The sequence below is a fragment of the Neptuniibacter marinus genome, assembly GCF_001597725.1.
Classification (GTDB): Bacteria; Pseudomonadota; Gammaproteobacteria; order Pseudomonadales; family Balneatricaceae; genus Neptuniibacter; species Neptuniibacter marinus.
The window spans coordinates 182,131-203,546 of the sequence record NZ_LUTR01000003.1; the positions used below are offsets into that span (position 1 = coordinate 182,131).

22 protein-coding genes are annotated in these 21,416 nt (G+C 40.9%); 6 read left to right on the forward strand and 16 right to left on the reverse strand.

The features are described from left to right. Positions 1-46: 46 nt before the first annotated feature. Both chrA and A3774_RS04520 read right to left on the reverse strand, forming a co-directional pair. Positions 47-1,219 (reverse strand): chromate efflux transporter, encoded by a 1,173-nt coding sequence (gene chrA / locus A3774_RS04515; RefSeq protein WP_067863780.1) that lies wholly within the window; start codon positions 1,217-1,219, stop codon positions 47-49. 143 nt (positions 1,220-1,362) lie between these two features. Beyond that, the gene (locus A3774_RS04520) at positions 1,363-2,619 is read right to left on the reverse strand and encodes a glycosyltransferase (protein ID WP_067863784.1); all 1,257 of its coding nucleotides are present in this window, start codon (positions 2,617-2,619) and stop codon (positions 1,363-1,365) included. A gap of 109 nt (positions 2,620-2,728) precedes the next feature. On the opposite strand from A3774_RS04520, the gene A3774_RS04525 reads away from it, so the two are divergent. Together A3774_RS04525 and A3774_RS04530 are read left to right on the forward strand one after the other, a co-directional pair. After that, positions 2,729-3,262 carry a DinB family protein gene (locus A3774_RS04525; protein ID WP_197468003.1) on the forward strand — a complete coding sequence of 178 codons (534 nt, stop codon included), beginning with the start codon at positions 2,729-2,731 and terminating at the stop codon, positions 3,260-3,262. A 68-nt stretch (positions 3,263-3,330) separates the two neighbouring features. After that, positions 3,331-4,428, forward strand: a complete 1,098-nt coding sequence (locus A3774_RS04530) for a DUF1835 domain-containing protein (RefSeq protein WP_067863786.1) — start codon at positions 3,331-3,333, stop codon at positions 4,426-4,428. A 417-nt stretch (positions 4,429-4,845) separates the two neighbouring features. Here A3774_RS04530 and A3774_RS04535 read toward each other — a convergent pair whose 3' ends face one another. Then, complete coding sequence (locus A3774_RS04535; RefSeq protein ID WP_067863788.1) at positions 4,846-5,874, reverse strand: GGDEF domain-containing protein; 1,029 nt, start codon at positions 5,872-5,874, stop codon at positions 4,846-4,848. 376 nt (positions 5,875-6,250) lie between these two features. On the opposite strand from A3774_RS04535, the gene A3774_RS04540 reads away from it, so the two are divergent. Then, on the forward strand, positions 6,251-7,900 hold the full coding sequence (locus tag A3774_RS04540; protein WP_067863790.1) for a SulP family inorganic anion transporter: 1,650 nt from the start codon (positions 6,251-6,253) through the stop codon (positions 7,898-7,900). Here the strand turns inward: A3774_RS04540 and A3774_RS04545 are convergent. After that, positions 7,876-8,496 (reverse strand): YigZ family protein, encoded by a 621-nt coding sequence (locus A3774_RS04545; protein WP_067863792.1) that lies wholly within the window; start codon positions 8,494-8,496, stop codon positions 7,876-7,878. The genes A3774_RS04540 and A3774_RS04545 overlap by 25 nt on opposite strands. Then, on the reverse strand, positions 8,493-9,671 hold the full coding sequence (locus tag A3774_RS04550) for a cation diffusion facilitator family transporter (protein ID WP_067863794.1): 1,179 nt from the start codon (positions 9,669-9,671) through the stop codon (positions 8,493-8,495). The genes A3774_RS04545 and A3774_RS04550 overlap by 4 nt, the downstream gene beginning before the upstream one ends. Positions 9,672-10,189: 518 nt before the next feature. Between A3774_RS04550 and A3774_RS04555 the strand changes: the two genes are divergently transcribed. Then, positions 10,190-11,071, forward strand: a complete 882-nt coding sequence (locus tag A3774_RS04555; protein ID WP_067863796.1) for a bile acid:sodium symporter family protein — start codon at positions 10,190-10,192, stop codon at positions 11,069-11,071. A 46-nt stretch (positions 11,072-11,117) separates the two neighbouring features. Here the strand turns inward: A3774_RS04555 and queE are convergent, their stop codons facing one another. Next, complete coding sequence (queE, locus tag A3774_RS04560) at positions 11,118-11,750, reverse strand: 7-carboxy-7-deazaguanine synthase (RefSeq protein WP_067863799.1); 633 nt, start codon at positions 11,748-11,750, stop codon at positions 11,118-11,120. 114 nt (positions 11,751-11,864) lie between these two features. Between queE and A3774_RS04565 the strand changes: the two genes are divergently transcribed. Together A3774_RS04565 and A3774_RS04570 are read left to right on the forward strand one after the other, a co-directional pair. Beyond that, entirely contained in the window at positions 11,865-12,374 is a 510-nt protein-coding gene (locus A3774_RS04565; RefSeq protein ID WP_067863801.1) for a DUF3087 family protein, read from the forward strand. A gap of 175 nt (positions 12,375-12,549) precedes the next feature. Beyond that, positions 12,550-13,185 carry a rhodanese-like domain-containing protein gene (locus A3774_RS04570; RefSeq protein WP_067863803.1) on the forward strand — a complete coding sequence of 212 codons (636 nt, stop codon included), beginning with the start codon at positions 12,550-12,552 and terminating at the stop codon, positions 13,183-13,185. A 34-nt stretch (positions 13,186-13,219) separates the two neighbouring features. Here A3774_RS04570 and A3774_RS04575 read toward each other — a convergent pair whose 3' ends face one another. From A3774_RS04575 to ccoS, 10 genes are all read right to left on the reverse strand, one after another. Further along, entirely contained in the window at positions 13,220-13,678 is a 459-nt protein-coding gene (locus A3774_RS04575; RefSeq protein ID WP_067863806.1) for a hypothetical protein, read from the reverse strand. Positions 13,679-13,886: 208 nt separating this feature from the next. Further along, entirely contained in the window at positions 13,887-14,858 is a 972-nt protein-coding gene (locus A3774_RS04580; RefSeq protein WP_067863809.1) for an SLAC1 anion channel family protein, read from the reverse strand. 113 nt (positions 14,859-14,971) lie between these two features. Then, the gene (gene rdgC / locus A3774_RS04585) at positions 14,972-15,886 is read right to left on the reverse strand and encodes a recombination-associated protein RdgC (RefSeq protein WP_067863812.1); all 915 of its coding nucleotides are present in this window, start codon (positions 15,884-15,886) and stop codon (positions 14,972-14,974) included. A 104-nt stretch (positions 15,887-15,990) separates the two neighbouring features. Beyond that, positions 15,991-16,461, reverse strand: a complete 471-nt coding sequence (locus tag A3774_RS04590) for a thioredoxin family protein (protein WP_067863815.1) — start codon at positions 16,459-16,461, stop codon at positions 15,991-15,993. 38 nt (positions 16,462-16,499) lie between these two features. Beyond that, a complete protein-coding gene (locus A3774_RS04595; RefSeq protein WP_067863818.1) occupies positions 16,500-17,381 on the reverse strand; it encodes an alpha/beta hydrolase in 882 nt (293 codons plus the stop codon). Between the two features lie 101 nt (positions 17,382-17,482). Next, positions 17,483-18,025: an adenine phosphoribosyltransferase gene (locus A3774_RS04600; protein WP_067863821.1), complete on the reverse strand. Its 543-nt coding sequence runs from the start codon at positions 18,023-18,025 to the stop codon at positions 17,483-17,485. A 166-nt stretch (positions 18,026-18,191) separates the two neighbouring features. Further along, the gene (gene fnr, locus A3774_RS04605) at positions 18,192-18,986 is read right to left on the reverse strand and encodes a fumarate/nitrate reduction transcriptional regulator Fnr (protein ID WP_067863824.1); all 795 of its coding nucleotides are present in this window, start codon (positions 18,984-18,986) and stop codon (positions 18,192-18,194) included. Positions 18,987-19,058: 72 nt separating this feature from the next. Further along, a complete protein-coding gene (hemN, locus tag A3774_RS04610; protein ID WP_156473654.1) occupies positions 19,059-20,447 on the reverse strand; it encodes an oxygen-independent coproporphyrinogen III oxidase in 1,389 nt (462 codons plus the stop codon). 83 nt (positions 20,448-20,530) lie between these two features. Further along, positions 20,531-21,193 carry a sulfite exporter TauE/SafE family protein gene (locus A3774_RS04615; RefSeq protein ID WP_067863830.1) on the reverse strand — a complete coding sequence of 221 codons (663 nt, stop codon included), beginning with the start codon at positions 21,191-21,193 and terminating at the stop codon, positions 20,531-20,533. Beyond that, positions 21,186-21,386 carry a cbb3-type cytochrome oxidase assembly protein CcoS gene (ccoS, locus tag A3774_RS04620; RefSeq protein WP_067863833.1) on the reverse strand — a complete coding sequence of 67 codons (201 nt, stop codon included), beginning with the start codon at positions 21,384-21,386 and terminating at the stop codon, positions 21,186-21,188. Before ccoS ends, A3774_RS04615 begins: the two co-directional genes overlap by 8 nt. Between the last annotated feature and the right edge of the window lie 30 nt (positions 21,387-21,416).

Consider the following 21,416-nt stretch of genomic DNA (forward strand, 5'->3'; position numbering starts at 1 on the left):
TTTATAGGGTATTTTTTATATCGAATGCTATTAACACTATTGATTATTAAAGCAGAAAACCAAGGCCGATAAAGCTTAAAACGAATAGTAGTATAGGTGGCTTAAACTGTCTTAATATAAAGAATGCGATAAGCGCGATGGCAAAGTCGATATTAGATTGTACTGCGCTTAAGAAAATAGGTTGATATAAGGCAGATAGCAGCAGCCCAACTACAGCCGCATTAACGCCCCAGATTGCCCCAGCAACCCTAGGTTGTTTAGCTAATGATTCCCACGTATTTTGTAGACTTAATACCAGCAATAAACCCGGTAGGAAGATAGATAGTGTTGCGACTAAGGCTCCTATTAAGCTTGCATTAGGAGTCAGTTCTGCACCTAAAAATGTAGCTAATGTAAACATCGGCCCCGGTACTGCTTGAGCGGCGGCATAACCGGCAATAAAACGGTCGTTATCAATATGTTCTAGTGACTGTTGTAACAAAGGAAGTACTACATGTCCGCCACCAAAAACTAAACTACCCGTTTGGTAAAAAGGTGCAGCAAGGGTGGCCCAATCAGAAATATAAGCGAGAGGAGGTAACATTAGGAACAAGCTAATAAAGAGGATAAAGGGAGGCTTAGCGAGTATAGATTTTACTGTAGATGTAGAATTTTTCTGTATGTTTAGAGCAGTGTTTTCTATATGGGATTGGTTTCTGGATTCTACTACGCCATACACTGCCGCCCCCATCAATACAGCCATCTGTGTCCAAATATTAGGTAGTATTAACAGGGCGGCTGCACTAAGTATAGCGATACAAAGTGAACGTTTTTCTTTACAAAAGCTACGTTGCATATTCAGTGTTGCATCGGCGACTATAACAACGGCCAATAATTTTAAGCTGTGGATTAGGCCATTGACTCCGCTGCTGCCTTCGCCGAATTGAGTAGTGGCAATAAAATAGATAATGAGAAAAGAGGGGAGTGTGAAACCTAGAAAAGCCGCAATGCCTCCTGCTATACCTGCGCGTTTTAATCCGATAGCAAAGCCCACTTGGCTTGACCCAGGGCCGGGTAAAAATTGGCTTAGGGCGATAAGTTGGGCATAAGCTTCCTGTTCAAGCCATTTTAGATCTTGGACAAATGTTTTTTGGAAATACCCCAAGTGAGCTGCAGGGCCTCCAAAACTAGTGCAACCTAGCAGAAGAAAACGCCAGAATACCTCCAAAATTTTAAACATTTATAGCCTATTACCTATGCTGATTAGTCACTAATTGACGCTTTCCGAATAAAGCGCATTACTGAAAATATTGCAGAATAAGGTAGAAGTATGAAAATTATATGACAAGGCTAATCCTTTGTTGTTTAGTAATACATGTTTACTTATTCAACCTGTTTGTTTTTAGCCTCAATCCATTGGGACATGTATTGAGTACTCTTCATGCTGTGGTGCATTAGCATTGAACCGGTGAAATTGTGGAGTCTGTGAGTTTGTAAATTGTCGAGCAAGGTTAAGATTTTTTGAATCAGAGCGGGGCCTGTTTTACTACCATCATATAAAGTCGTTAAAATTGGTCTCGCTGCTTGTGTAGCCAACAACCAATTATCAGGTTCACTATAAAGCGTCACACAGGCGTTGATAAATTCTTCATCATTATTGGCGATTTTGCCTGGCCAACTATAGTTTGGAGCCATACCTTCCGCACCAATATCCGTTGTTATTGAGGGTGTCTCGCATACCATTGCGTCTAAAAGTTTGCCTTTAATGCCAGCACCAAATCGTAAGGGAGCTAAGCATAAGCGTGCTTTTTGTATCACGTCGTAAGCATCATCTGCCCAGCCTTTGATTAGAAAACCGCTTTTAGGGTTGTGTAGTGCAGTTGCCTTTGGTGGCGGATAGGATCCGTAAATATGTAGTTCTATGTTCGGTAGCCCTTTCTCTTTTAATCGTTTTCTAATCTCTGGCCACAAGGTTTGTATATATAGAACAGAATCCCAGTTAGGGGCATGACGGAAGTTGCCGATCATCATCATATGTTGTCGATCCTCATAGGAGGCAAGCTGTTTGGGGAGATGATTAAGATCGAGCATAAAAGGGAGGTGATGAATTTGTGAAGCGGGCATTTGAAAGTGCTTTTGGAGCAGCTCTATCTCATAGCTGGAGATGATTAATGAAAGGTCTGAGCGATAGATCGCGGCAATTTCACGTTTTGCAATATCGGTGTATAGATCACTTATCTGCATCTCTCTTGCTTGTTTTACTGCTTGATGGCGGGCATTTCGTAAACACTGCAGATCTTCCGTATCTAAAATACGCAGAGCATTTGGGCAGTTTTTTTCGACTCGCCACCCAAACTGTTCTTCCATCATAAAGCGGTCAAACATAACAATATCTGGTTGTAGTTCATGGATGGTTTGATCGAAGCGACTATCATTTAATGTAATCGATAAGGTATCTATTCCCTCATCTTTTAAGTCGACCATATGATCTGTTACTTGTGCAGGGCTGGCAAATATCACCTGCCAGGCTTGACGTTTAAATAGACGCAACAGGGATAACATATGGCTACCGGCTGCAGATGATTTAGGTTCCGGCCAGACGTATCCAATAACTAGAACTTTGAGTGGAGATGCCTGCATAAGAAGGACCTATAGATAAAAGTAACTGAACTATTTTACCTAGCCAATGAGAAGAATCTACAAGTTGTCATGTTTGCTTGTTTAAATAGATAAAAATAAAGGAGGAAATATGACACTGAAAGATCATTTTGAGTTAATGGCTCGTTATAACCAGTGGATGAACGAAAGTATTTATGAAGCTGCAAGTGAATTGGAACCGTCGTTGCTATCTGCAGAGCAGGGTGCTTTTTTTCATTCTATTTTAGGCACACTTAATCATATTTTGGTTGGCGATATTATATGGTTGAAACGGTTTGCTGAGCATCCATCCCATTTTAAGGCTTTAGAAGCGGTTAAACTAATAGAAAACCCAGATACTTTAGATGCGTTACTGTACCACGACTTTAATGAGTTAAGGGACGCACGTTATGTGTTAGATATGGCACTTATTGATCTATGTGATCAGGTAGAAGTTTATGATCTCGCTTATCCGCTAGCCTATTATAATATGCATGGGAATAAATTCGAAAAACGGTTTGGCTATCTACTACAACATTTCTTTAATCATCAAACCCATCATCGTGGTCAAGTGACCACATTATTGAGTCAAAATGGAGTTGATTTAGCAACCACCGATCTATTAGCTATCATTCCTGAGGCTTGATAGGGTAAGTGTTGTTCCCATCCAATGATATTGGTTCTGGAGCAGAACGATGGGCTAATGGAGTAAAGATGAAGTTACATATTACAAATGGTGATTATTCTGGTGATATGCTTAATCGCTCAGAATTGATACAGGGTGATGTGCTTTGTTGGAAAGATCTATTACATGATGGTCCGGTTCTCGCGCTTCCATATGAAGCATACAGTAAGGCGCGTACCACTTATTTGATGAGTTTACTTAAGAGCGCAGAGTATTCGGGCGAGATCACTGAACAGATGATTGCAGCTGACTTTGTTGCTCGGAAAAATCGATTAGACAATATTGAAGTCTATGATGAAGTTGTATTGTGGTTTGAGCATGATTTATACGATCAACTACAGCTGCTAGAGATCTGTCATCGCCTTCTTAATCTTGGATTAGCGACGCCTCCGTTATCAATTATCTGTATTGATCGCCATCCTGAGGTCCCTTATTTTTATGGCTTAGGTAATCTGACACTTGAGATGATGGAAGAGTTGTTTAATCAGCGCGTTCCTTTATCACAGCGCCATCTTATAGTGGCAGATACTATTTGGAATTTTTTTACTGCCCCATCGCCTGAAAACTTGGCGAGTGTTGCACAAACCGAAATAGTTGAGTGGCCTTTTATGGCGGCAGCACTACGTCGATTTTGTCTTGAATATCCATCTATAGAAACGGGCTTAACTTTAACGCAAACTTATTTACTGTTGACCTTATTGCGTGCCCCTGATGAATTACCTGCCTTGGAATATACTTTAAAGCAGTCGGAATTAAAGGGTTTACTGCCTGAAGGGGTTACTGCTACTGAACGGTATTACGAGATTCTTTCTGGGCCAGCAACATTTAGGCGGGTTTTTAATCATCTGCAACAGTTGGAATCGGCTCCTTTTATGGGAGACCTTTCTGTTCGTTCTGAACTTAACCGCCTGATGAATGCAGATCTACCTTATATTAGTAAGTGTCTAGTTAATGGTGAGGAGGTTTTTTCGCTGACGGTTGCTGGGGCGGAAGCGCTTCAAGGTAATAAACAGTGGCAAGCGGACAATCCAAGTGATTTCTGGCGTGGTGGCGTGCATTTAACCTCAGAAGCGTACTGGTTGTGGGATGAGCACTTAAAACAGTTCAATGTCTCAGCCTATGATTAGCCTAGCCCAGTAGGGAATCGCCTAGTTTCTTTTTTCGCGCTCTTGGTAAATTCAAATAATCTCGTTGTTGAGTTACTTAGATAATTCTTATCTTCAAAAGTATATATGACGTGAAGGCGTAATACTTTATTTTGTTGGCTTATAAATAGATATTGATAACGTAAAACTATTTTTTATAGTCTTGTTATAAGGTTTAGTTAGTTCTAGATACGGTTTGGGGAAATCACTTATATCAGAAAATTTAATAGCTTTTAGTATTTGAATTAGGCTTTTGAGCGATGATATAGCAGGGTTGTGTGTGGGGTAGGAATTTTGTGAGGAATAGGAAAGATTTCAGGCCCGGACTGTGTTCGGGCCTTACTTTCTTTCTTGTTCCAGCAAGCAGGTTTTAGCCATTAGATATTAGACAGGGTTTCTTTAATTTGCGCAGTTCACTTGGTTGCGGCCACTGTCTTTGGCTTCATAAAGCGCTTTATCTGTGCGGTCTATTAATTGTTCAGCGGTTTCCCCAGGTTTTAACTGAGAAACCCCAAAAGACGCTGTAATCGAGCTGATGATTTCTCCCGATTTCTTTTGTTTAATTCTAATTGCTTGAATTTTTTCGCGTACCTTTTCTGCAATTTCGCTTGCAGATTCTATGTTCACTCCAGGCATCAAAACGGCAAATTCTTCACCGCCATAACGTACTGGAAGCATAGGCTCAGGGCATACATCTTTTAGAAGTTTGCCCACATATTGCAACACTTTATCGCCCATAAGGTGCCCATAGGTATCGTTAAAGTTCTTGAAGCGATCTATATCTACCAAAATGAATGATGAGATAAGGTTGTGATTTGTGTTACTGATGAGTTGCGCTAGTTCAGAGTCAAATACCCGACGATTGAATAGATTGGTCAGCGGATCGACACGAGCATCTTGCCTTGTTTTATTTAGCTCTTCTTTGAGTGCTTGGATCTCTATTTGAGCCGCATGCATTCGTTCTTGAAATAGGCGTGCAGTGTCACCAATAGATTTGGTATGTGTTGATAGCACATGAATAATTGAATCTAAGGGTAGGCTTACTTCGCCATCCTCTTGTTCCTTAAGTGTGGCTAAGCTTTCTTCTAATACGGTACTAAAATTGGCCGTTTTTTCAGCTGTGTGGCCAGCATCTTCATAGAGGTTGTTAATTAAGCTGATTAAACTTGCTTGAATATCTTCAGCACCGTTGATCTCATCCTTGATCATGTGCTCACGAAAAAGTTGTTCGCTGAGCATGGTAGGGCAAGTGCCGTAGGTTGTAAGTGTTTTGTCTAGCTGAACATTTAATTCTGGTAGACGGTCACTCACATAGGTGTACCACAACGCATAATTGAGTGGGTTGGGGGGGATGTTGTGCTTGACCATCAATGGGATGGCCTGACGAAGATATTCAGCAGCTTGGTTATTGTTTTCAGCGAATTTCATACTACCTCAATCGCTTAGATATAGTTGAACGAATGTTGCTTTGAAACAGGCTTTCAGTGACACAATTTAGAAAGGTCGTTTCTTTATTACCCGGTAACTCTAAAACAAGCGTTTTAATTTATAAACAGTTTATTAAATAAATATTTAATTACAGTCACTTAAACCTATATGTCCTGTATCGGCAGAAGTCTCTTAATCTTCAACGAAATATCTATTTTCTTGATTTATATTCATAGTTCAATATATAGGTTTGATCAATTATTGCTCTGATGAATCGATGGTTCTATGTATAGGTGATCTCTTGAGTCTTATAAAAATAAGGTTTCTTGCTACACTGTTTTGAGTATTAGTCATTTTATAAGGAGGGATTCTCTTTATGGCGCTGCTTCGTGGTATTCATTTTCGTAATATACGAGGAGATGTTTTTGGGGGTATTACTGCTGCAGTTGTTGCACTCCCTCTAGCGCTAGCCTTTGGCGTTTCTTCTGGTGCAGGGCCTATCGCTGGTATTTACGGCGCCATTTTTGTTGGTTTCTTTGCGTCTTTATTTGGTGGAACTCCGGCTCAAGTATCGGGGCCAACGGGGCCGATGACTGTTGTTATGGCGGCGGTTTTCACTCAGTTTAGTGCTATTGATCCGGTGCAGGGGCCTATTTTGGCCTTTACTGTTGTTCTAATGAGCGGCTTTTTTCAGGTGCTCTTTGGGCTGTTTAAGCTGGGTAAGTACATTACCTTAATGCCATTTCCTGTGATATCCGGTTTTATGAGTGGTATTGGGGTTATCATTATTATCTTAGAATTAGCGCCGCTATTAGGGCATCATGGTGAGTCATCAGTGATTGCATCATTGCAAATGCTACCAGAGAATATTTTATCTTATCAGGCTTCGGCCCTATTGCTTGGTGTGTTAACGCTGTTAATTGTGTTTTTATGCCCAAAGTCAATCGCTAAAATTATTCCGTCGCCGTTGATCGCTTTGTTCTTAGGCACACTAATTTATATCGCTTTGTTACCTGAAAACAGTGTGCCTGTTATTGGCACTATCCCTTCGGGTTTACCTGAATTTATCTTTCCAAGTATTGATTTTGCACTTCTTGAAGATATGTTGCTGGCTGCAATTATGCTGGCGGCTTTAGGCTCGATTGATTCTTTATTAACGTCATTAGTGGCAGATAATATAGTTAAAGAGCAGCATGATTCCGATCGCGAACTGATTGGTCAGGGTGTTGGTAATATGATGGCGGGGCTTTTTGGTGGGCTACCTGGTGCGGGGGCGACCATGCGAACCGTTATTAATATTCGTGCCGGAGGGAAAACTCCTCTGTCTGGAGCTGTTCATGCCATCGCGCTTCTTCTTGTCGTTCTAGGAGCGGGTCCTTTAGCGGAAGATATTCCTCACGCCGTACTTGCTGGAATTCTAATTAAAGTTGGTATTGATATCATTGATTGGAATTTTTTGAAGCGGCTTCATCGCGCCCCCATTTTTGTTGTTGTGTTGATGCTTTTAGTGTTCGGTCTGACGGTTTTTGTTGATCTTGTTAGCGCTGTGATTGTTGGTGTCTTTATAGCGAATGTTATTACCATTAAGCATCTATCGGATATTCAGATTGATTCCATTCGAGTTGTTGCAGATCAGCCAGATAACATTGATCACTTAAGCCTAAGAGAGAAAGAGATTCTTGTTAGCGCGGGAGGAAAAATCCTGCTTTATCATTTAGAGGGACCAATAAGCTATGCTTCAGTGAAAGGGATGACAAAGAAATTAACGAATAGTCAGCCCCATGATGCCCTGATGTTTGATTTCACCTCAGTCCCGTTGATTGATGTGTCTACCGCAATGGCGATTGAAAACATTATGGTTGAAGCATTAACGGCTAATCGAAGCGTGTATATGATCGGTATTAACGGGCCGGTTCGCAGTGTGCTTTCTAAAATGCAGATACTTAACCGTTTAGCTGATGAGTGTTTGTTTGATAAGCGAATAGATGCCTTAGAAGCAGCTCACCAACGCATCTCTTTGTCTTGATAATGTATTTGGTGTTGGTAGGGAATAAGTTGCTGCCTTAATTCGGCCAGTTGTTGGTCGCTTGCTTGGCCGGTGAGTAGTAACTCTTCATTCCAGTTACGAGACAGTACTTCTGCTTGGCATTTCATGAGTAGTGTTTCAATACTACCGACTAAAGCGTGGGGTAGGGTTAGAGTAAAACGAAACTTATCTACTTTTTCTAATGTAGGTAATGTTTTTAAGGCTTCTTGGACGGCTAAGCTGTAAGCTCTAACAATCCCGCCAGCACCGAGCTTAATACCACCAAAATAACGTGTTACTACGATGCTGATCTCACAAAGCTCTGTGTGACTAAGAACGTTGAGCATTGGTTTTCCTGCAGTGCCTTTAGGTTCACCATCATCGCTACTTCCCCAGCAGTTCAAATCTGATCTAGGTCCTGCAATCTGTGCCCAGCAGTTATGATTCGCTTTGTTATGTTCTTGTCGTATTCCATCTAAAAAGGCTTTAGCGCTCTCTAGGTTAGGTGTATGGCCTATATGGGTAATGAAACGACTATGTTTGACTTCAATTTCTGATTGGTGGAGCGCTTGCGCGGGGATCTGTTGTTGATTCATCGCTCTAACCCTGTAGCTAAAAATATACGGCCTAGCCAATCTTGCGGAAGCTCTAGTTCTGCTAATGATTTTTTAAGACCTGCAATTATCTGTTCTGAACTATTATCCGGTAGGGTTAATGGTTGATGCTCAGGCGTGGATAAGAGTATTTCTAGATTTACTTTATTCTTGTAGTAATGAAGTGACAGACGATAAAGGTTTACTTCCTTATCTAGAGATTGCAGGTATTGTTTGATACATGGCTCAATCTCGTCGCGCATAGGCGGTAATTGGTCAGTAAGTAACTTTTCATGCTCTTCATCATCGTAGGTATCTATATGGTAGATAATATGAGCGATATCCCCGTTTTTATATAGCTTCATGCATGCGGCATCGCCAATAAGATGGCCTTCAGAGGCACTAATGAAAGGGGAGACTTGAATATGCATCTCTAACAAGCTTTTATTCCCCATTGCTCGAGTTTTAAAACTATGCACACTGATGATTCCTTTAACTGACATCACTTGGCTTTTGTATTTACCTACCTGCTCTGGAGGTAAGGCTGAGCCAACGAGCTCTTGAAAACTTTTCCAGCTAAGGCTCCATCCAATTCTAGCAACCATCAATGCTACGGCTATAGCAGCTACAGAGTCGAGCCAAGTGATGCCTGCCATTGCCCCAGCAACACCAATAAAAACTACAACGGATGAAATTGCATCTGTTCGACTATGCCAAGCATTCGCAATCAGGAGATCAGATCCTATTTTACGGCCAATTCTAACTGTATATTGATAGATCCACTCTTTTAAAATAATGGAGAGTAAAGCAGCGGCTAATGCGGGCCATTCGGGAATAGGTAAGGTTTCATTACTTAGTAAATTGAGAGTACTGTCGTATGCCATAGCACCTGCGACGGCAATCAAAATACTGCCTAAGAGTGCAGTACCAACCGTTTCAAAATATCCATGCCCCCAAGGGTGGTTTTCGTCTGGTCCTTTATGAGAGATTCTTAAAATTACGATGACGATAAGATCAGTAAATAGATCTGATAAAGAATGGATGCCATCAGCGATTAAGGCGGATGAGTGCGAGACAAGGCCAACGCCTATTTTTAGTAGACCTAAGAGCGTATCGATTAACGCTCCGATGATGGTGACTTTATTTGCGGCTTTTAGCTGTGCCGTATCTTGTTGCATTATTTGTCCATTTTAACTCAGAGGGTGAAGATCAAAGATAGCTTTATCTTAGCAGTTTTATTGTTTTCGATAAGCAAGAAGTAAAGGCGGATAGGTTATTTGAATGCTTTGTTTGAAATTGTCGGATAATGCTAGCTATTTAGGGGTGTTTAGACGAATCATTGTTTTATTGAAAATATACCTTTTACACTGTTAATTTGTGTAACTCATTAATGTCTCTCCTATACATATTTTAAAACCTTAAATTACAGTATTGACATATTTAACATGTTGATATTAAAGAAGTAATTTGTTATTGATCAAAAAATGTTCAGTTTAACGGAGCGCCTTATTTAATAGGCGTTTCATGACGTTTTAAATAAATAACTCACAAAGTTATCCACAGCGTATGTGGGTAGCCTTTGCTATCCCTTATATCATCAGTGTTTGAGTTTTATTGGGTAAAAAAAATTGCCTTTTATGTTGTATGAAAACCAACAAAAACTTAGTATCGTTTTATTAAAAATTTAGGATTGAATATGGAACATGGAATAGCCGTACAGCTGGTTTTACCTCTAGCACTTTTTACTATTATGCTGGGTGTTGGAATGTCTTTGCGGGTGTCTGAGTTTTCGCTGCTTTGGCGTCGACCTAACGTTGTCTTAGTTGGGGTTTTATCTCAACTTTTGTTATTACCTTTATTAGGTTTTGTTGTTGTCAGTGCTTTTGATCTCCCTGCGGCCCTAGCTGTCGGTATTATGGTGTTAACTTTTGCACCTGGGGGAGCGACATCTAATATGATTACTTATCTGTCACGGGGAGATACAGCTCTGTCTGTTTGTCTAACAGCTATCTCTGGTTTGATTACACCCATTAGTATGCCGATTTTAACGGCCTTAGCCGTCAGTTACTGGATGGGTGAACAAGCGGCGATAGAGTTTCCCATTGTTCTTACAATGGTCAAGTTGATGGTGATCTCTGTGCTTCCCGCTTTATTGGGCGCCTTAGTTCATCATCGCTGGCCTGCTTTTTGTCTGCGCATTGAGCGCTATGTTAAAGCGTTAGCAGGTCTTTTTCTGGTGTTGGTTGTTTTCGGTATAGTAAAAACGAACTGGGAGCAGTTACCCGCGTTAACTTTTCAGTTAGGGCCGAGCGTACTTGTACTCGTTTCTTTAGCTATGTTTTTAGGTTATTGGATTGCTCGTCAGATGCGACTTAATACAGAGCAAGGTATTAGTTTAGCTGTAGAGGTAGGTATTCAAAACGCGGCGATAGCCTTGTTAATAACGGGGGGGATTTTACACAATTCGGAGATGGCAGCCAGTGCGCTTATTTATGGCGTTCTGATGAATATTCCCGCTTTTATATTAATCGCTTACCGTTTTTATACATCTAGGCAGGCATTTAATCGTACAGTATAGCGACTTAGTTACAATCAATACCTTAGTTTCAATTATTACCTTAGCTTCAATCAATGCCTAAGGTTTTATGGCTCTGAAGGCTCAGTTTCCACCGTGGGTTCTTTAAGCAGAAGTTGATAATATCTTGAGTGTGAATAGGGCGGGTTGGACTATCTAAAGGCTGTAGATAAAATTCTCTGAAATCCATCTCTTCAAACTGTTCAGGTCGGGCAAGTTGCTGAGGGTAAACTAGCTTTAATTCATCACCAGAAGTGATTATTACCTTGGCATCGGCTTTTGGACTGACACAGACCCAGTCAATGTTGTTTGGAAGAGGTTTTGTTCCGTTGGTTTCTATGGCAATAATAAAACCATGCTGGTGGCAGGTATCGACTAAGTTTTGATCGAGCTGGAGAGCAGGTTCTCCACCAGTAAAAATAATATAAGGTGGGATATTACTGTCTTTAGGCCAAAAAGAGCTTAGAAACGTACAGAGATCATCGGCAGTTTTGAATTTTCCACCGTTTTGACCATCAGTTCCGATGAAGTCAGTATCGCAGAAATTACAGACAGCTGTTTGCCTGTCTTGTTCGCGACCGGACCATAAATTACAGCCGCTAAAACGACAAAAGATTGATGCGCGTCCACTTTGTGCACCTTCGCCTTGCAAGCTATAGAAAATCTCTTTTACGGAATACATTAGATTATGTTAGAAAGGGCCTTTATTTTAAAGGCGCTAAGTCTACACTGGCAGATTTTGACTGCAAGTTAATTTCATTCATCATCATACAATTAGGTTTAATAGGGTAGTTACGTGGAACTTAAACAGATAGATAAAACGATTTATAAGAAAAAACAGCGTAAAGTTGCGCTGATTTTGTGTCTGATCTTTGCGCTGATTGCTTTAGGGTTAAGTGCTTTATTACGTAACTATTTTGGGAACCCAGAACAAGCAAACACCATGATCAATTTAATAGGTGTTTTAACGGGTGCTTTAATTACGATCGGTATTTTTTCTCGATTTGTTGGGCGTCCCTATTATGATGAACTGCGTTATGCATGGAACCTTAAGCGTCAAGCTTTGAAAATACAGAATCATCGTCATCGCTGGGAAGTGTTGCTTGATGAAGGTGATAAGACGGCCGCTATTGTATTGGCTTTTTATTATAAGGCGACGTTACAAATTCAGAGTCTTGAAGGGAATGATTTTGGTTATCATGACACTGAAAAACGGGAAGCTAAATTTTTAGATCAATGTCAGAAAAAAGGTTTAGAAGCGGACCCTCATTTATATACGATTGATATGTTACTCACCCTAAAATAGAGAGGTTTATCTCGTTTCTATTTTATAAAGGTGTCGTTTTATATTTGTTCTTAGCGATAAGTCGTCCATCAGTTTATTCTAATGTCTTATATTAGAGTTAATGACTATTAGTAGGCTTTTGTGCAAAAATCGTTATAACTATACCGAATAAACTTATAATAATAGAGGTTTCGACATGTTAAAGCACACTGTGGGTCGTTTTGCGTTAGTGGCGGCATTGATCTCATCTCCCCATGTAATAGCTGAAGGAGGCAAGGCGATGATAGCGCCGGGTCTCGTGTCTTTTACTGTTCAGCATGATGGTGAGCCTATTGAGGTTATGCGTAATCAAGATCCTAATAATACGATTAATGAGCTTTATAACACGACCTTTCGAGGTATGCCTCAGCCAATAAGACCTTTTGAGCCTTATGATGTTGAAACTATTGGCGAACGTGAATTTGTTGATTATATGCAACAGGCGGAAACTGATGAGAATATCTTAATTGTAGATACTCGCACCGTTGGTTGGCATTATCGTTTAACGATTCCAGGTAGTATTAACGTTCCTTACACGGTAATGGAAGAAGAGGAAACGGCGGCAGATGCTCTGGAAGAGTTTGGCGCAGTTAAAAAAGAAGATGGTAGCTTTGATTATAGTCAAGCTAAGATATTAGCGATGTTTTGCAATGGTTATTGGTGTGGGCAAACACCTGCCTTAATTCGAGCAATGCTAGAAGCTGACTATCCAGCAGAAAAATTAAAGTATTACCGTGGCGGAATGCAAGCTTGGACAAGCCTAGGTCTGACTACTGTAGGCGATGGGGGATAGAGTATTCCTAGGAAAGCCTACAGGGTAGGTTTTCCTAACTAATTACTTGACCTCTATAAACTAGACCTGACTTTTTTCGTTCAATTTTGGGTTTAGCTTTCTTCCGTTCGACTACTTGTCCTCTATAGATAACAGTGCTAGCTTTATCAGTAATCTCATCAGGCGCTTCAATAGGTGCCGGTTCGGCCTCAATGACTTCCTCAGAATAACCTATCTTTTCCAATAGATGTAATGCAGCTTCAGGTTGTAAGCTCTCGGCAATCGGGAAAAGTAGGTCTGGAGTAAAGGAGCAGCGAAGGTTTTGGCTGTTGACTAAAGTTTTGAATGCCTCTTCGTTACTTAATCCGCAATAATTTAATCCAATTAACGCGCCTTGATTGATAACAATTTGCCCAGAGCGGTTTGATTCGGAAGCAATAAAAACCGTACCAGTAAGCTTTTCCCAGCATACTTTCAATAATGTATTTTCTAAAGAGAGTGGAACATTTGTCATTGGAAATGGCCCATAAGCTATAGACCTGATAGTCAAAGCATTAATTATGCCACAAATGTTAACTTTATGATTTTTAATGACTAAATTTTTATTATTCTTATTTTTTGTACCATTATGGTGATATCTGCTTCGTAGTGATTTTTTTAGTGCATATTTTTGTTTGATAACAATTAGAGTAAGAGGGGCAGATGGGTGCGCCCTCTTTAGTTTATTCAGGAAGGAATATTTCGTTGCGGATTATCGCAAGTATTGTACGAATAAAAAGTGTGCTGATGACTACTGAAGATAAGGTAAGTAATACAATAATCATATATTGAAAAAATGGAGATGGATTGTGCTGATGCATCACCATTGTTGCTATTGTTAAAGCTGCAAGAGGGAATGAGTAAGCCCACCAAGACATATAAAAGTTTATTTTACTAAATTTGGGTAGTTGAGTGATGAGTAACAATAATAAGAACATAGCGGAATAAAATAAGATACGCGCGAAATTGTCTATATCACCGTTTAATTTCACATATGAAATGAAGCCTACCGCTGGTGGAGCGATCAATATAAATAGAGTGGGAAGAAGTTTTTGTGGTAATGGGTCATGAAAAAACATGCGGTTAAAAATTAATGCTTTTAAAATAATCCAGTAGATAATCCCTATAGAAAAGCAGAACCAGCTCAATTCAATAAATCCATGCTCTACACCGGCAATAGGAACCAAAATATTACCAACCACCGGAATAAACCATGCTGGAGTTGAATGTTCTATCTTGAATTTTGGATGGTGTATCCATTGGTTTAAAGTATGTAGCGTGAAGCTCAGATGTATTACAGTACCGGCTCCCCATAAATAGAAGGAGAGTTCTTTAGATACATGTAGCGTCGCAATACTCATTAAAATAAGGCTAATCGAAAATGCTGGGAAGAAGCTTGTTTTAATAGGATGCTGAAACTCCTCTAGTACCGCGTCTGGGTAGTTCTTAGCTTTAAAGGTATAAGTGATAACAATAAGCAATAATGCTAATGCACTTACGACCAGAAGTGTTTGGGCGACGGCCTCTGTAACACCCAAAACGGTGACAGCTTTATCCCAAGCTAGCGTCAATCCTGTTAGCCCCATAACGATAGAGAAGAATGCGGCGGGAAAAAATTTCAGTTTGGGTAAGGTTTGTTCTGAAGTATCTTGCATGTCTCTAATTACTCGAACATTAGAATATACTAATATTGTAAGTGTTTTTAAGTAATAAAGCCAAGTTTTATATTCAACCCTTCCCAGCCGAATTAACCGCTGGGAAGACGGAGTTAAGGTCTTTTCGCTTCACCACCAAAGGCTTTTATAATCGCAGGAAAGAGTTTTGCAAACTCTAAGCCCATTTGAACCATATCAGCATCAAATTGAGCGACTTCATCCTCAGCGGCCTCATCTGACATTTTGTCTTGTAATTGGTCACTGAGTTTAAGGCGTTTGATTGAGAGATCATCTTGTAGCAGAATTTTCAGATGTTCATCCCATTCAAGAGCAAGTTTAACGACTCGTTTACCTGCTTCAAGGTGGGCAATAAACTCTTCATCTTCCAGTTGCTGACCTTTAATGCGAATAACACCGCCTTCAAGTACATTATCGCGCAACTCGCATTCATCCAACACTTCAAAACCTTCAGGTATGCTCGTATCACTTTCTAGCCAAGTGGACATAACAGCTGAGGGTGATTGTTGCACATCAGGAAGAACTATAGGCAGACTACCTAGTGTTCCACGTAGGTGACTTAGTAGCTCTTCAGCACGTTTGTGGCTAGAAGAATCAACAGCGATCCAGCCTAAGCTAGGAAGTATAATTGCACTTGTTTGTTGAAACTTGCTGAAAGCGCGGGGTAGGAGATCAAGCACCACTTCATCTTTCAGTTGGTCTTTCTCTTTTTTGTAAACTTTACGTGCTTGGTCGCGTTCAATAACAGCAACTTTTTCACCGACGGCCTCTTTGATAACCGCGCTGGGTAGAATTTTTTCCTCTTTTCGTGCGGCAATCATAAACATGCCGTGGACTTGATGAGCAAAAACATCGTCTAGTAGGTGGCAAGGAGAAACCCAGCCATAGCGGCTCAATTCTTGGCTTTTACAAGGCGTAAATGTTTGTTCCAGTAGCTTTTCTTGTAACTGTTCCTGTGTGTATTCAAAGGGTTCAGTTAAACGATAAAAGATGACATTCTTAAACCACATAGCAGCTCCTGATAGGAAAAAGGCAGTGCATAGTAGCAAGAAATGTTGTGGATGGAAGAGGAAATTATAGGTTTATGACGAAATTAATTATCTTAATAGGGTACTCAGGGATTTATTTTTTTAAAAGCTATGTTAAGGGCTTTATCGACATAGTATCCGTAGAGGTCTAGGGTGTTGATACCGACCATCTCTTCTGCAATTTCCTCACCTTTATTGTTTAGAAAAAGTAGTGTCGGGGTTGCCCATGCATTGTAGCGTTGAGCAAATGTATTAGCACCTACCTGCTGCCCGTTAAAATCTTTAATACTTCCGCCTGTGTTAATTTCAAGCTCGCTAAAGAACGTAGTGCTCTCATAACGTCCACTTAAAAGCATTGGATGGATGATCTCTTCGGTAATAAGAAGACAGTAGTGACAATTAGGTTGCGATACTAAGAGCATCACAACTTTTTCTTGGCCTGATGAATTTCTACCCGTCTCTATATAGGCTTGTTGTAAGTCTTTTGTTTTAGGTATCTCTACAGCCCAGAGAGCTTGGCTGGTTATTAAACAAAAGGTTGCTAGTAATCTAAACATGTAAATTTCGGCGTGTATTCCAGGTCGCGGCTGAGTGTTTATAGTTGTTCGATGAATTCTAAACTATGTTCGGTAACTTCATCCATATAAAGGTCTCGAAAGAAGTGGTCAGCCCCCTCAATTTGAACACTTTGTACCACATCGTTGTTTAATGCTTCCATTTTTTCAAATAGACCGTTGACGATTGTATCTTCACTGCCACTAAAGACCAGTGTTGGTAGTGTCGTTTTAGATAAAAGCGCTGGGGTATCAAAGCGAGGGTTGGCTTGGTAGTAGTTTACAAAACTTGCAGCTGCTACTTGTGTATCTTCACAGTAGATAAAATCTGTATGGATAAGCATGTCATTTGGCGTTAATTGCATTGCTTTTTCTAGCTGAGCTTGCAGTGGGTGTTGGTAGCGTTTGGTGTAACTCGCTGTTTCATCTTGTTCTGACCAAGTTTGCGGAGCAATTAAAATTTGTCCTTTTATAGCGGGGTCTGAGTGTGTATCCGCATACCAAGCTGTTTGATTTCCTCCTCGTGAGTGGGCGGCTAATATTATTGCTTGGCTGCCTTGTGCTTTAAGCCAGTCTACCCAAGCAGCTATTTCATGAATTGCATCGGTATGCTTATGGGTGTGGGGCGTTTTACAGTCGTACATACCATGCCGATTATCAAGACCTAAACTTAAATTGATAGCTAGGCTACTCATGCCTTCATCAGCCAGTAGCTCTTGCCATGTGGCAATGATCTCCATGCCATTGTGGGCGAGTGTGCCGTGGGTGATGAGAAGTATATTGTTAAAACCGTTCTCTTCTGTCAGGTACAGGTTGGCATTTAAGTCGAGATGCTTATATTTTAGTGTGATCTCTTCTGCATATAGGTTGCTGGAGTTAAGAAGGCTGCTAGCAAGGAATAGGGCGATAATAATACGGAGCATAGAAATACCTAAACGGCTTGTTTATCAATTAAGTTATAATGATATTCTTAAAAGAAATATGCAAGCCGTTTCAGTGTTCTATTAGAGGTCACTTGTAGTGTTTAAAGGCCTTCGTAGGCTAGAAGCGTATGTACTGGGACGCCGGCATCTTGGATTTTACTGGAACCTTGAAGGTCGGGTAGGTCAATAAGTGCAGCGGCTTCTGATACTGATGCTCCCAATTTTTTGATAATGCTGCAGGCCGCAAGTATTGTTCCGCCTGTAGCGATTAAATCGTCAAAAACTAAAACTTTGTCTCCAGAAGTAACTGCATCAACCTGCATTTCAACTGTCGCTGTGCCATATTCCAGCTTATATTCTTGTTCGATTGTTTGGCCTGGAAGCTTCCCTTTTTTACGGACGAGAACTAAGGGAATATTTAGATGGTAGGAGATAATAGAGCCGATCAAAAAGCCTCTGGCATCAATGCAGGCGATATGAGTAATATCACTATCAACATAACGCTGAATAAAAGCGTCAGAGATCATGCGTAATGCTTTTGGATCTTTAAACAGGGGGGTTATGTCACGGAACTGTACGCCAGGTTCAGGCCAGTCAGGGATGGTTCGAATAACTGACTTCACATAACATTCGTCGTATGACATTAAAAACTCCTTGGAAACAGCTTGTTGATTTGGCTCAATGCATTTTAGGGGAGGTAAAGGTCTAATGAACCCGTTGGGTTACACATTGAGATGGCTACTTTTTGTGCGACTGACGAGCACCGGTAGTCAATATGCCGGTGCTCTTTTGTTTTATATATTATATGACTCAGCAGTGACCATTTTTACCACATTGCGCACTTACTGGTTCAGCGGTATCGCTTTCTATAACCTCTCCAGATAATCTGTAGAGTTGTTCTATATCTTCTATATGAACTTCTTTGCCTTCAACGCGCAGTAAATTGGCTTTCTGGAAACGTGTGAAAATACGGCTGACAGTTTCGACGGCTAAGCCTAAGTAATTACCAATCTCATTACGCGACATGGACAGGCGGAAGCTAGTTTCAGAATAGCCGCGAGCTTTAAAGCGTTGCGAAATTTTTACCAAAAATGTTGCTACACGCTCTTCTGCATTTTTCTTTGATAAAAGAAGCATCATTTGTTGTTCTTCGCGAATCTCTTTGCTCATAGTGCGTAAGAGTTGGCGGCGTAGTTCCGGTAGTTGCCCCGACAGATCATCGAGGCGTTCAAATGGAATTTCGCAAACGGTTGTTGTCTCTAGTACTTTTGCCGAGACAGGGTATTCGTTGCTATCAAATCCGCTCATGCCAACCAATTCGCCTGGAAAATAGAACCCAGTGATCTGTTCCTCACCTTCATTTGTGATGGTGTAGGTTTTGACGGTTCCTGCTCGAATCGCATACACGTCAGTGAACTCAGAACCTTGGTTAAATAGGTGATCACCTTTTTTTAATGGTCGACTTTTATCGATAATTCTATCTAACCGTTCCATCTCTGTCATATTAAGCGAAACGGGGAGACATAATGAGCTAAGACTACAAGTGTTACAGCTAACCTGCTGCAAACTACGCAGCTTCCCTTCGTTTGTCTTGTTATCACTCATAATACATTCCTGTTGTCGTTATAATCGAGTGGCTACATTTTGATTATGTAATATTTCTGTAAATACGGGAAGTTAAATAATCCGTGAGAATCGCTGTGAGCTAATGTCTTTTGGTATATAAGCATCAAAAGCCATACATATTCTACGAATTAGTAACCGACCGGCGGGTGATACGGTAATGCGTTTTGTGTCCATTTGAATGAGACCATCGGAGGTAAAAGCGCTTAGCTCTTGTTGGGCATCAGCAAAGTACTGATCGAATTGGATACCGAAGCGCTGCTCTATTGGTGCTTTTTCTAATTCGAAATGGCAAATAAGATGAGTGATGACATGGCGGCGTATAATGTCATCTTGGGTTAAGCTTACGCCGCGTTTAATTGCATGCTTTTCGCTTTCTACTGCATCTGTATAAGCTTGCATCTCATGCTGGTTTTGATAGTACACAGAACCAATTTGACTAATGGCAGATACACCCATGGCAACGAGGTCACATTCAGAATGTGTTGTGTAGCCTTGGAAATTTCTGTGTAGTTTTCCCGTGTTTTGCGCAATAGCTAATTCATCATCAGGTTTAGCAAAGTGATCCATGCCTATATAGACATAGCCAGCTGCTAATAGTTTGCTAATGGTAGATTCGAGAATCGCAAGTTTTGTTTCAGGACTTGGTAAAGTGGATTCATCAATATGACGCTGTGGCCTAAAACGATCGGGCAAATGAGCATAATTAAATACAGAGAGCCGATCTGGGTTCATCTCAATAACAGTATCTAATGTCTCGTTAAAGCCATCAAATGTTTGATAGGGTAGGCCATAAATAAGATCAAGGTTAAGTGAGCGGAAGCCTTGGCGGCGAGCTTCTTCTAAAATGGCTGAGGTTTGTTCAACCGATTGCACACGGTTAACAGCTTCTTGCACCTTAGGGTCTATATCTTGTAAGCCTAAGCTAATGCGATTAAAACCGATCTCTCTTAATACTTGGATTGTTTCTTCAGTGGCTTCTCTTGGATCTATCTCAATAGAGTAATCGCCGGAGTCATCATCTAGTAGATTAAAATTAGCCCGCATCTGCTGCATTAACTCTCTCATCTGCTCATGGCTAATGAAAGTAGGCGTACCGCCGCCCCAGTGAAGCTGAGTGACCTGACGGTCATTATTATACCATTTGGAAAGCTGAGCCATCTCTTTATACAGGGTATCCAAATAGGGCTGTGCTTTCTTACGATTTCGTGTAATGACCTTATTGCAGGCACAGTAGTAGCAAACGTGCGCACAAAATGGAATGTGTACATAGAGAGAGAGTGGCGCATTTAAGTCGGCAGAGTTTTGTCCCGTTGTCACCAAATCCGAGGAAGATAGTTCAGGATCGAACTGAACGGCTGTCGGGTAAGATGTATAGCGTGGACCCGAAAGGTCATATCGCTTGATTAGATCTAAGTCCCATTTTATCAGGTTGCTATCCACGAATTTTTCCCTCGTTATCTCAAATGCTGCCATCACTGACAGTAAATAATCTATTAGTAATTAAGCTTGGTTTAACTCTATGGCTAATTCACTATGCCTTGCCAAGGGATCGTGTAGAGTCCCATCAGTATAATCAGGCTACCAGAGAGGTGTTTTGTTAGTTTTCGTTGTAAAACTGTTTTTACTTGCTGTGCTAAAACGCCAGTTAAAAGCATAGTGGGCAGCGTGCCTAATCCAAAAGCGATCATTAATTGTGCGCTTAAGGTCCAGTCCGCAGCGGCGGATGCCCATATGAGTGTGCTATAAACGAGACCGCAAGGTAGCCAGCCCCAAAGTACGCCGAGCATGAGTGCTTGGCGTAATGTTTTAACCGGTAAAAAGTGGCGTGCAAAAGGGCTGATTTTTTTCCAGAGATAGGAGCCTAGATGCTCAACCTTGGTCAGACCTTGCCACCATTGTGCTATATAAAGTCCCATGCTGACTAACATTAAACCTGCAAATATTCGTAATGCGAGTTGTATGCTTGGGTTTTCAATTAACCAACTTACACTGCCGAGTAATGCCCCCGCTATAGCGTAGCTGGTAATTCGCCCGCTGTTGTAACCCAGTAATAAGCCAAAGCCTTTCATACCATTTGGGCTGCTAAGGGAAACTGTTGTCGCAATACCACCGCACATACCAAGGCAATGTGTACCGCCGAGTAAACCTAGCAAAAATGCGGTTGGTAGTGAGAGTGCTTCAGTCATCCTTATCCTTAGGAGAAGGTTTTTTTACTTTGGCGTCATCGGGAATCAGTGCTTCGTCATCGTCATATAAAATGCTATGAGCGGGGCTGTCCAAATCATCATACTGACCATTATTAACGCTCCAAAAGAAAGCCCAAACGGCACAGCTCGCTAAGATGATAGCGATTGGAATAAGGAGAAAAATAATGTCCATGGGAATCAATAACCCTTAATTTTTAAAGGA

Coding starts and splice junctions, on each gene's coding strand:
- chrA (WP_067863780.1), bottom strand. CDS start 1,219: ATGTTTAAAATTTTGGAGGTATTCTGGCGTTTTCTTCTGCTAGGTTGC.
- A3774_RS04520 (WP_067863784.1), bottom strand. CDS start 2,619: ATGCAGGCATCTCCACTCAAAGTTCTAGTTATTGGATACGTCTGGCCG.
- A3774_RS04525 (WP_197468003.1), top strand. CDS start 2,729: ATGACACTGAAAGATCATTTTGAGTTAATGGCTCGTTATAACCAGTGG.
- A3774_RS04530 (WP_067863786.1), top strand. CDS start 3,331: ATGAAGTTACATATTACAAATGGTGATTATTCTGGTGATATGCTTAAT.
- A3774_RS04535 (WP_067863788.1), bottom strand. CDS start 5,874: ATGAAATTCGCTGAAAACAATAACCAAGCTGCTGAATATCTTCGTCAG.
- A3774_RS04540 (WP_067863790.1), top strand. CDS start 6,251: ATGGCGCTGCTTCGTGGTATTCATTTTCGTAATATACGAGGAGATGTT.
- A3774_RS04545 (WP_067863792.1), bottom strand. CDS start 8,496: ATGAATCAACAACAGATCCCCGCGCAAGCGCTCCACCAATCAGAAATT.
- A3774_RS04550 (WP_067863794.1), bottom strand. CDS start 9,671: ATGCAACAAGATACGGCACAGCTAAAAGCCGCAAATAAAGTCACCATC.
- A3774_RS04555 (WP_067863796.1), top strand. CDS start 10,190: ATGGAACATGGAATAGCCGTACAGCTGGTTTTACCTCTAGCACTTTTT.
- queE (WP_067863799.1), bottom strand. CDS start 11,750: ATGTATTCCGTAAAAGAGATTTTCTATAGCTTGCAAGGCGAAGGTGCA.
- A3774_RS04570 (WP_067863803.1), top strand. CDS start 12,550: ATGTTAAAGCACACTGTGGGTCGTTTTGCGTTAGTGGCGGCATTGATC.
- A3774_RS04575 (WP_067863806.1), bottom strand. CDS start 13,678: ATGACAAATGTTCCACTCTCTTTAGAAAATACATTATTGAAAGTATGC.
- A3774_RS04580 (WP_067863809.1), bottom strand. CDS start 14,858: ATGCAAGATACTTCAGAACAAACCTTACCCAAACTGAAATTTTTTCCC.
- rdgC (WP_067863812.1), bottom strand. CDS start 15,886: ATGTGGTTTAAGAATGTCATCTTTTATCGTTTAACTGAACCCTTTGAA.
- A3774_RS04590 (WP_067863815.1), bottom strand. CDS start 16,461: ATGTTTAGATTACTAGCAACCTTTTGTTTAATAACCAGCCAAGCTCTC.
- A3774_RS04595 (WP_067863818.1), bottom strand. CDS start 17,381: ATGCTCCGTATTATTATCGCCCTATTCCTTGCTAGCAGCCTTCTTAAC.
- A3774_RS04600 (WP_067863821.1), bottom strand. CDS start 18,025: ATGTCATACGACGAATGTTATGTGAAGTCAGTTATTCGAACCATCCCT.
- fnr (WP_067863824.1), bottom strand. CDS start 18,986: ATGAGTGATAACAAGACAAACGAAGGGAAGCTGCGTAGTTTGCAGCAG.
- A3774_RS04615 (WP_067863830.1), bottom strand. CDS start 21,193: ATGACTGAAGCACTCTCACTACCAACCGCATTTTTGCTAGGTTTACTC.
- ccoS (WP_067863833.1), bottom strand. CDS start 21,386: ATGGACATTATTTTTCTCCTTATTCCAATCGCTATCATCTTAGCGAGC.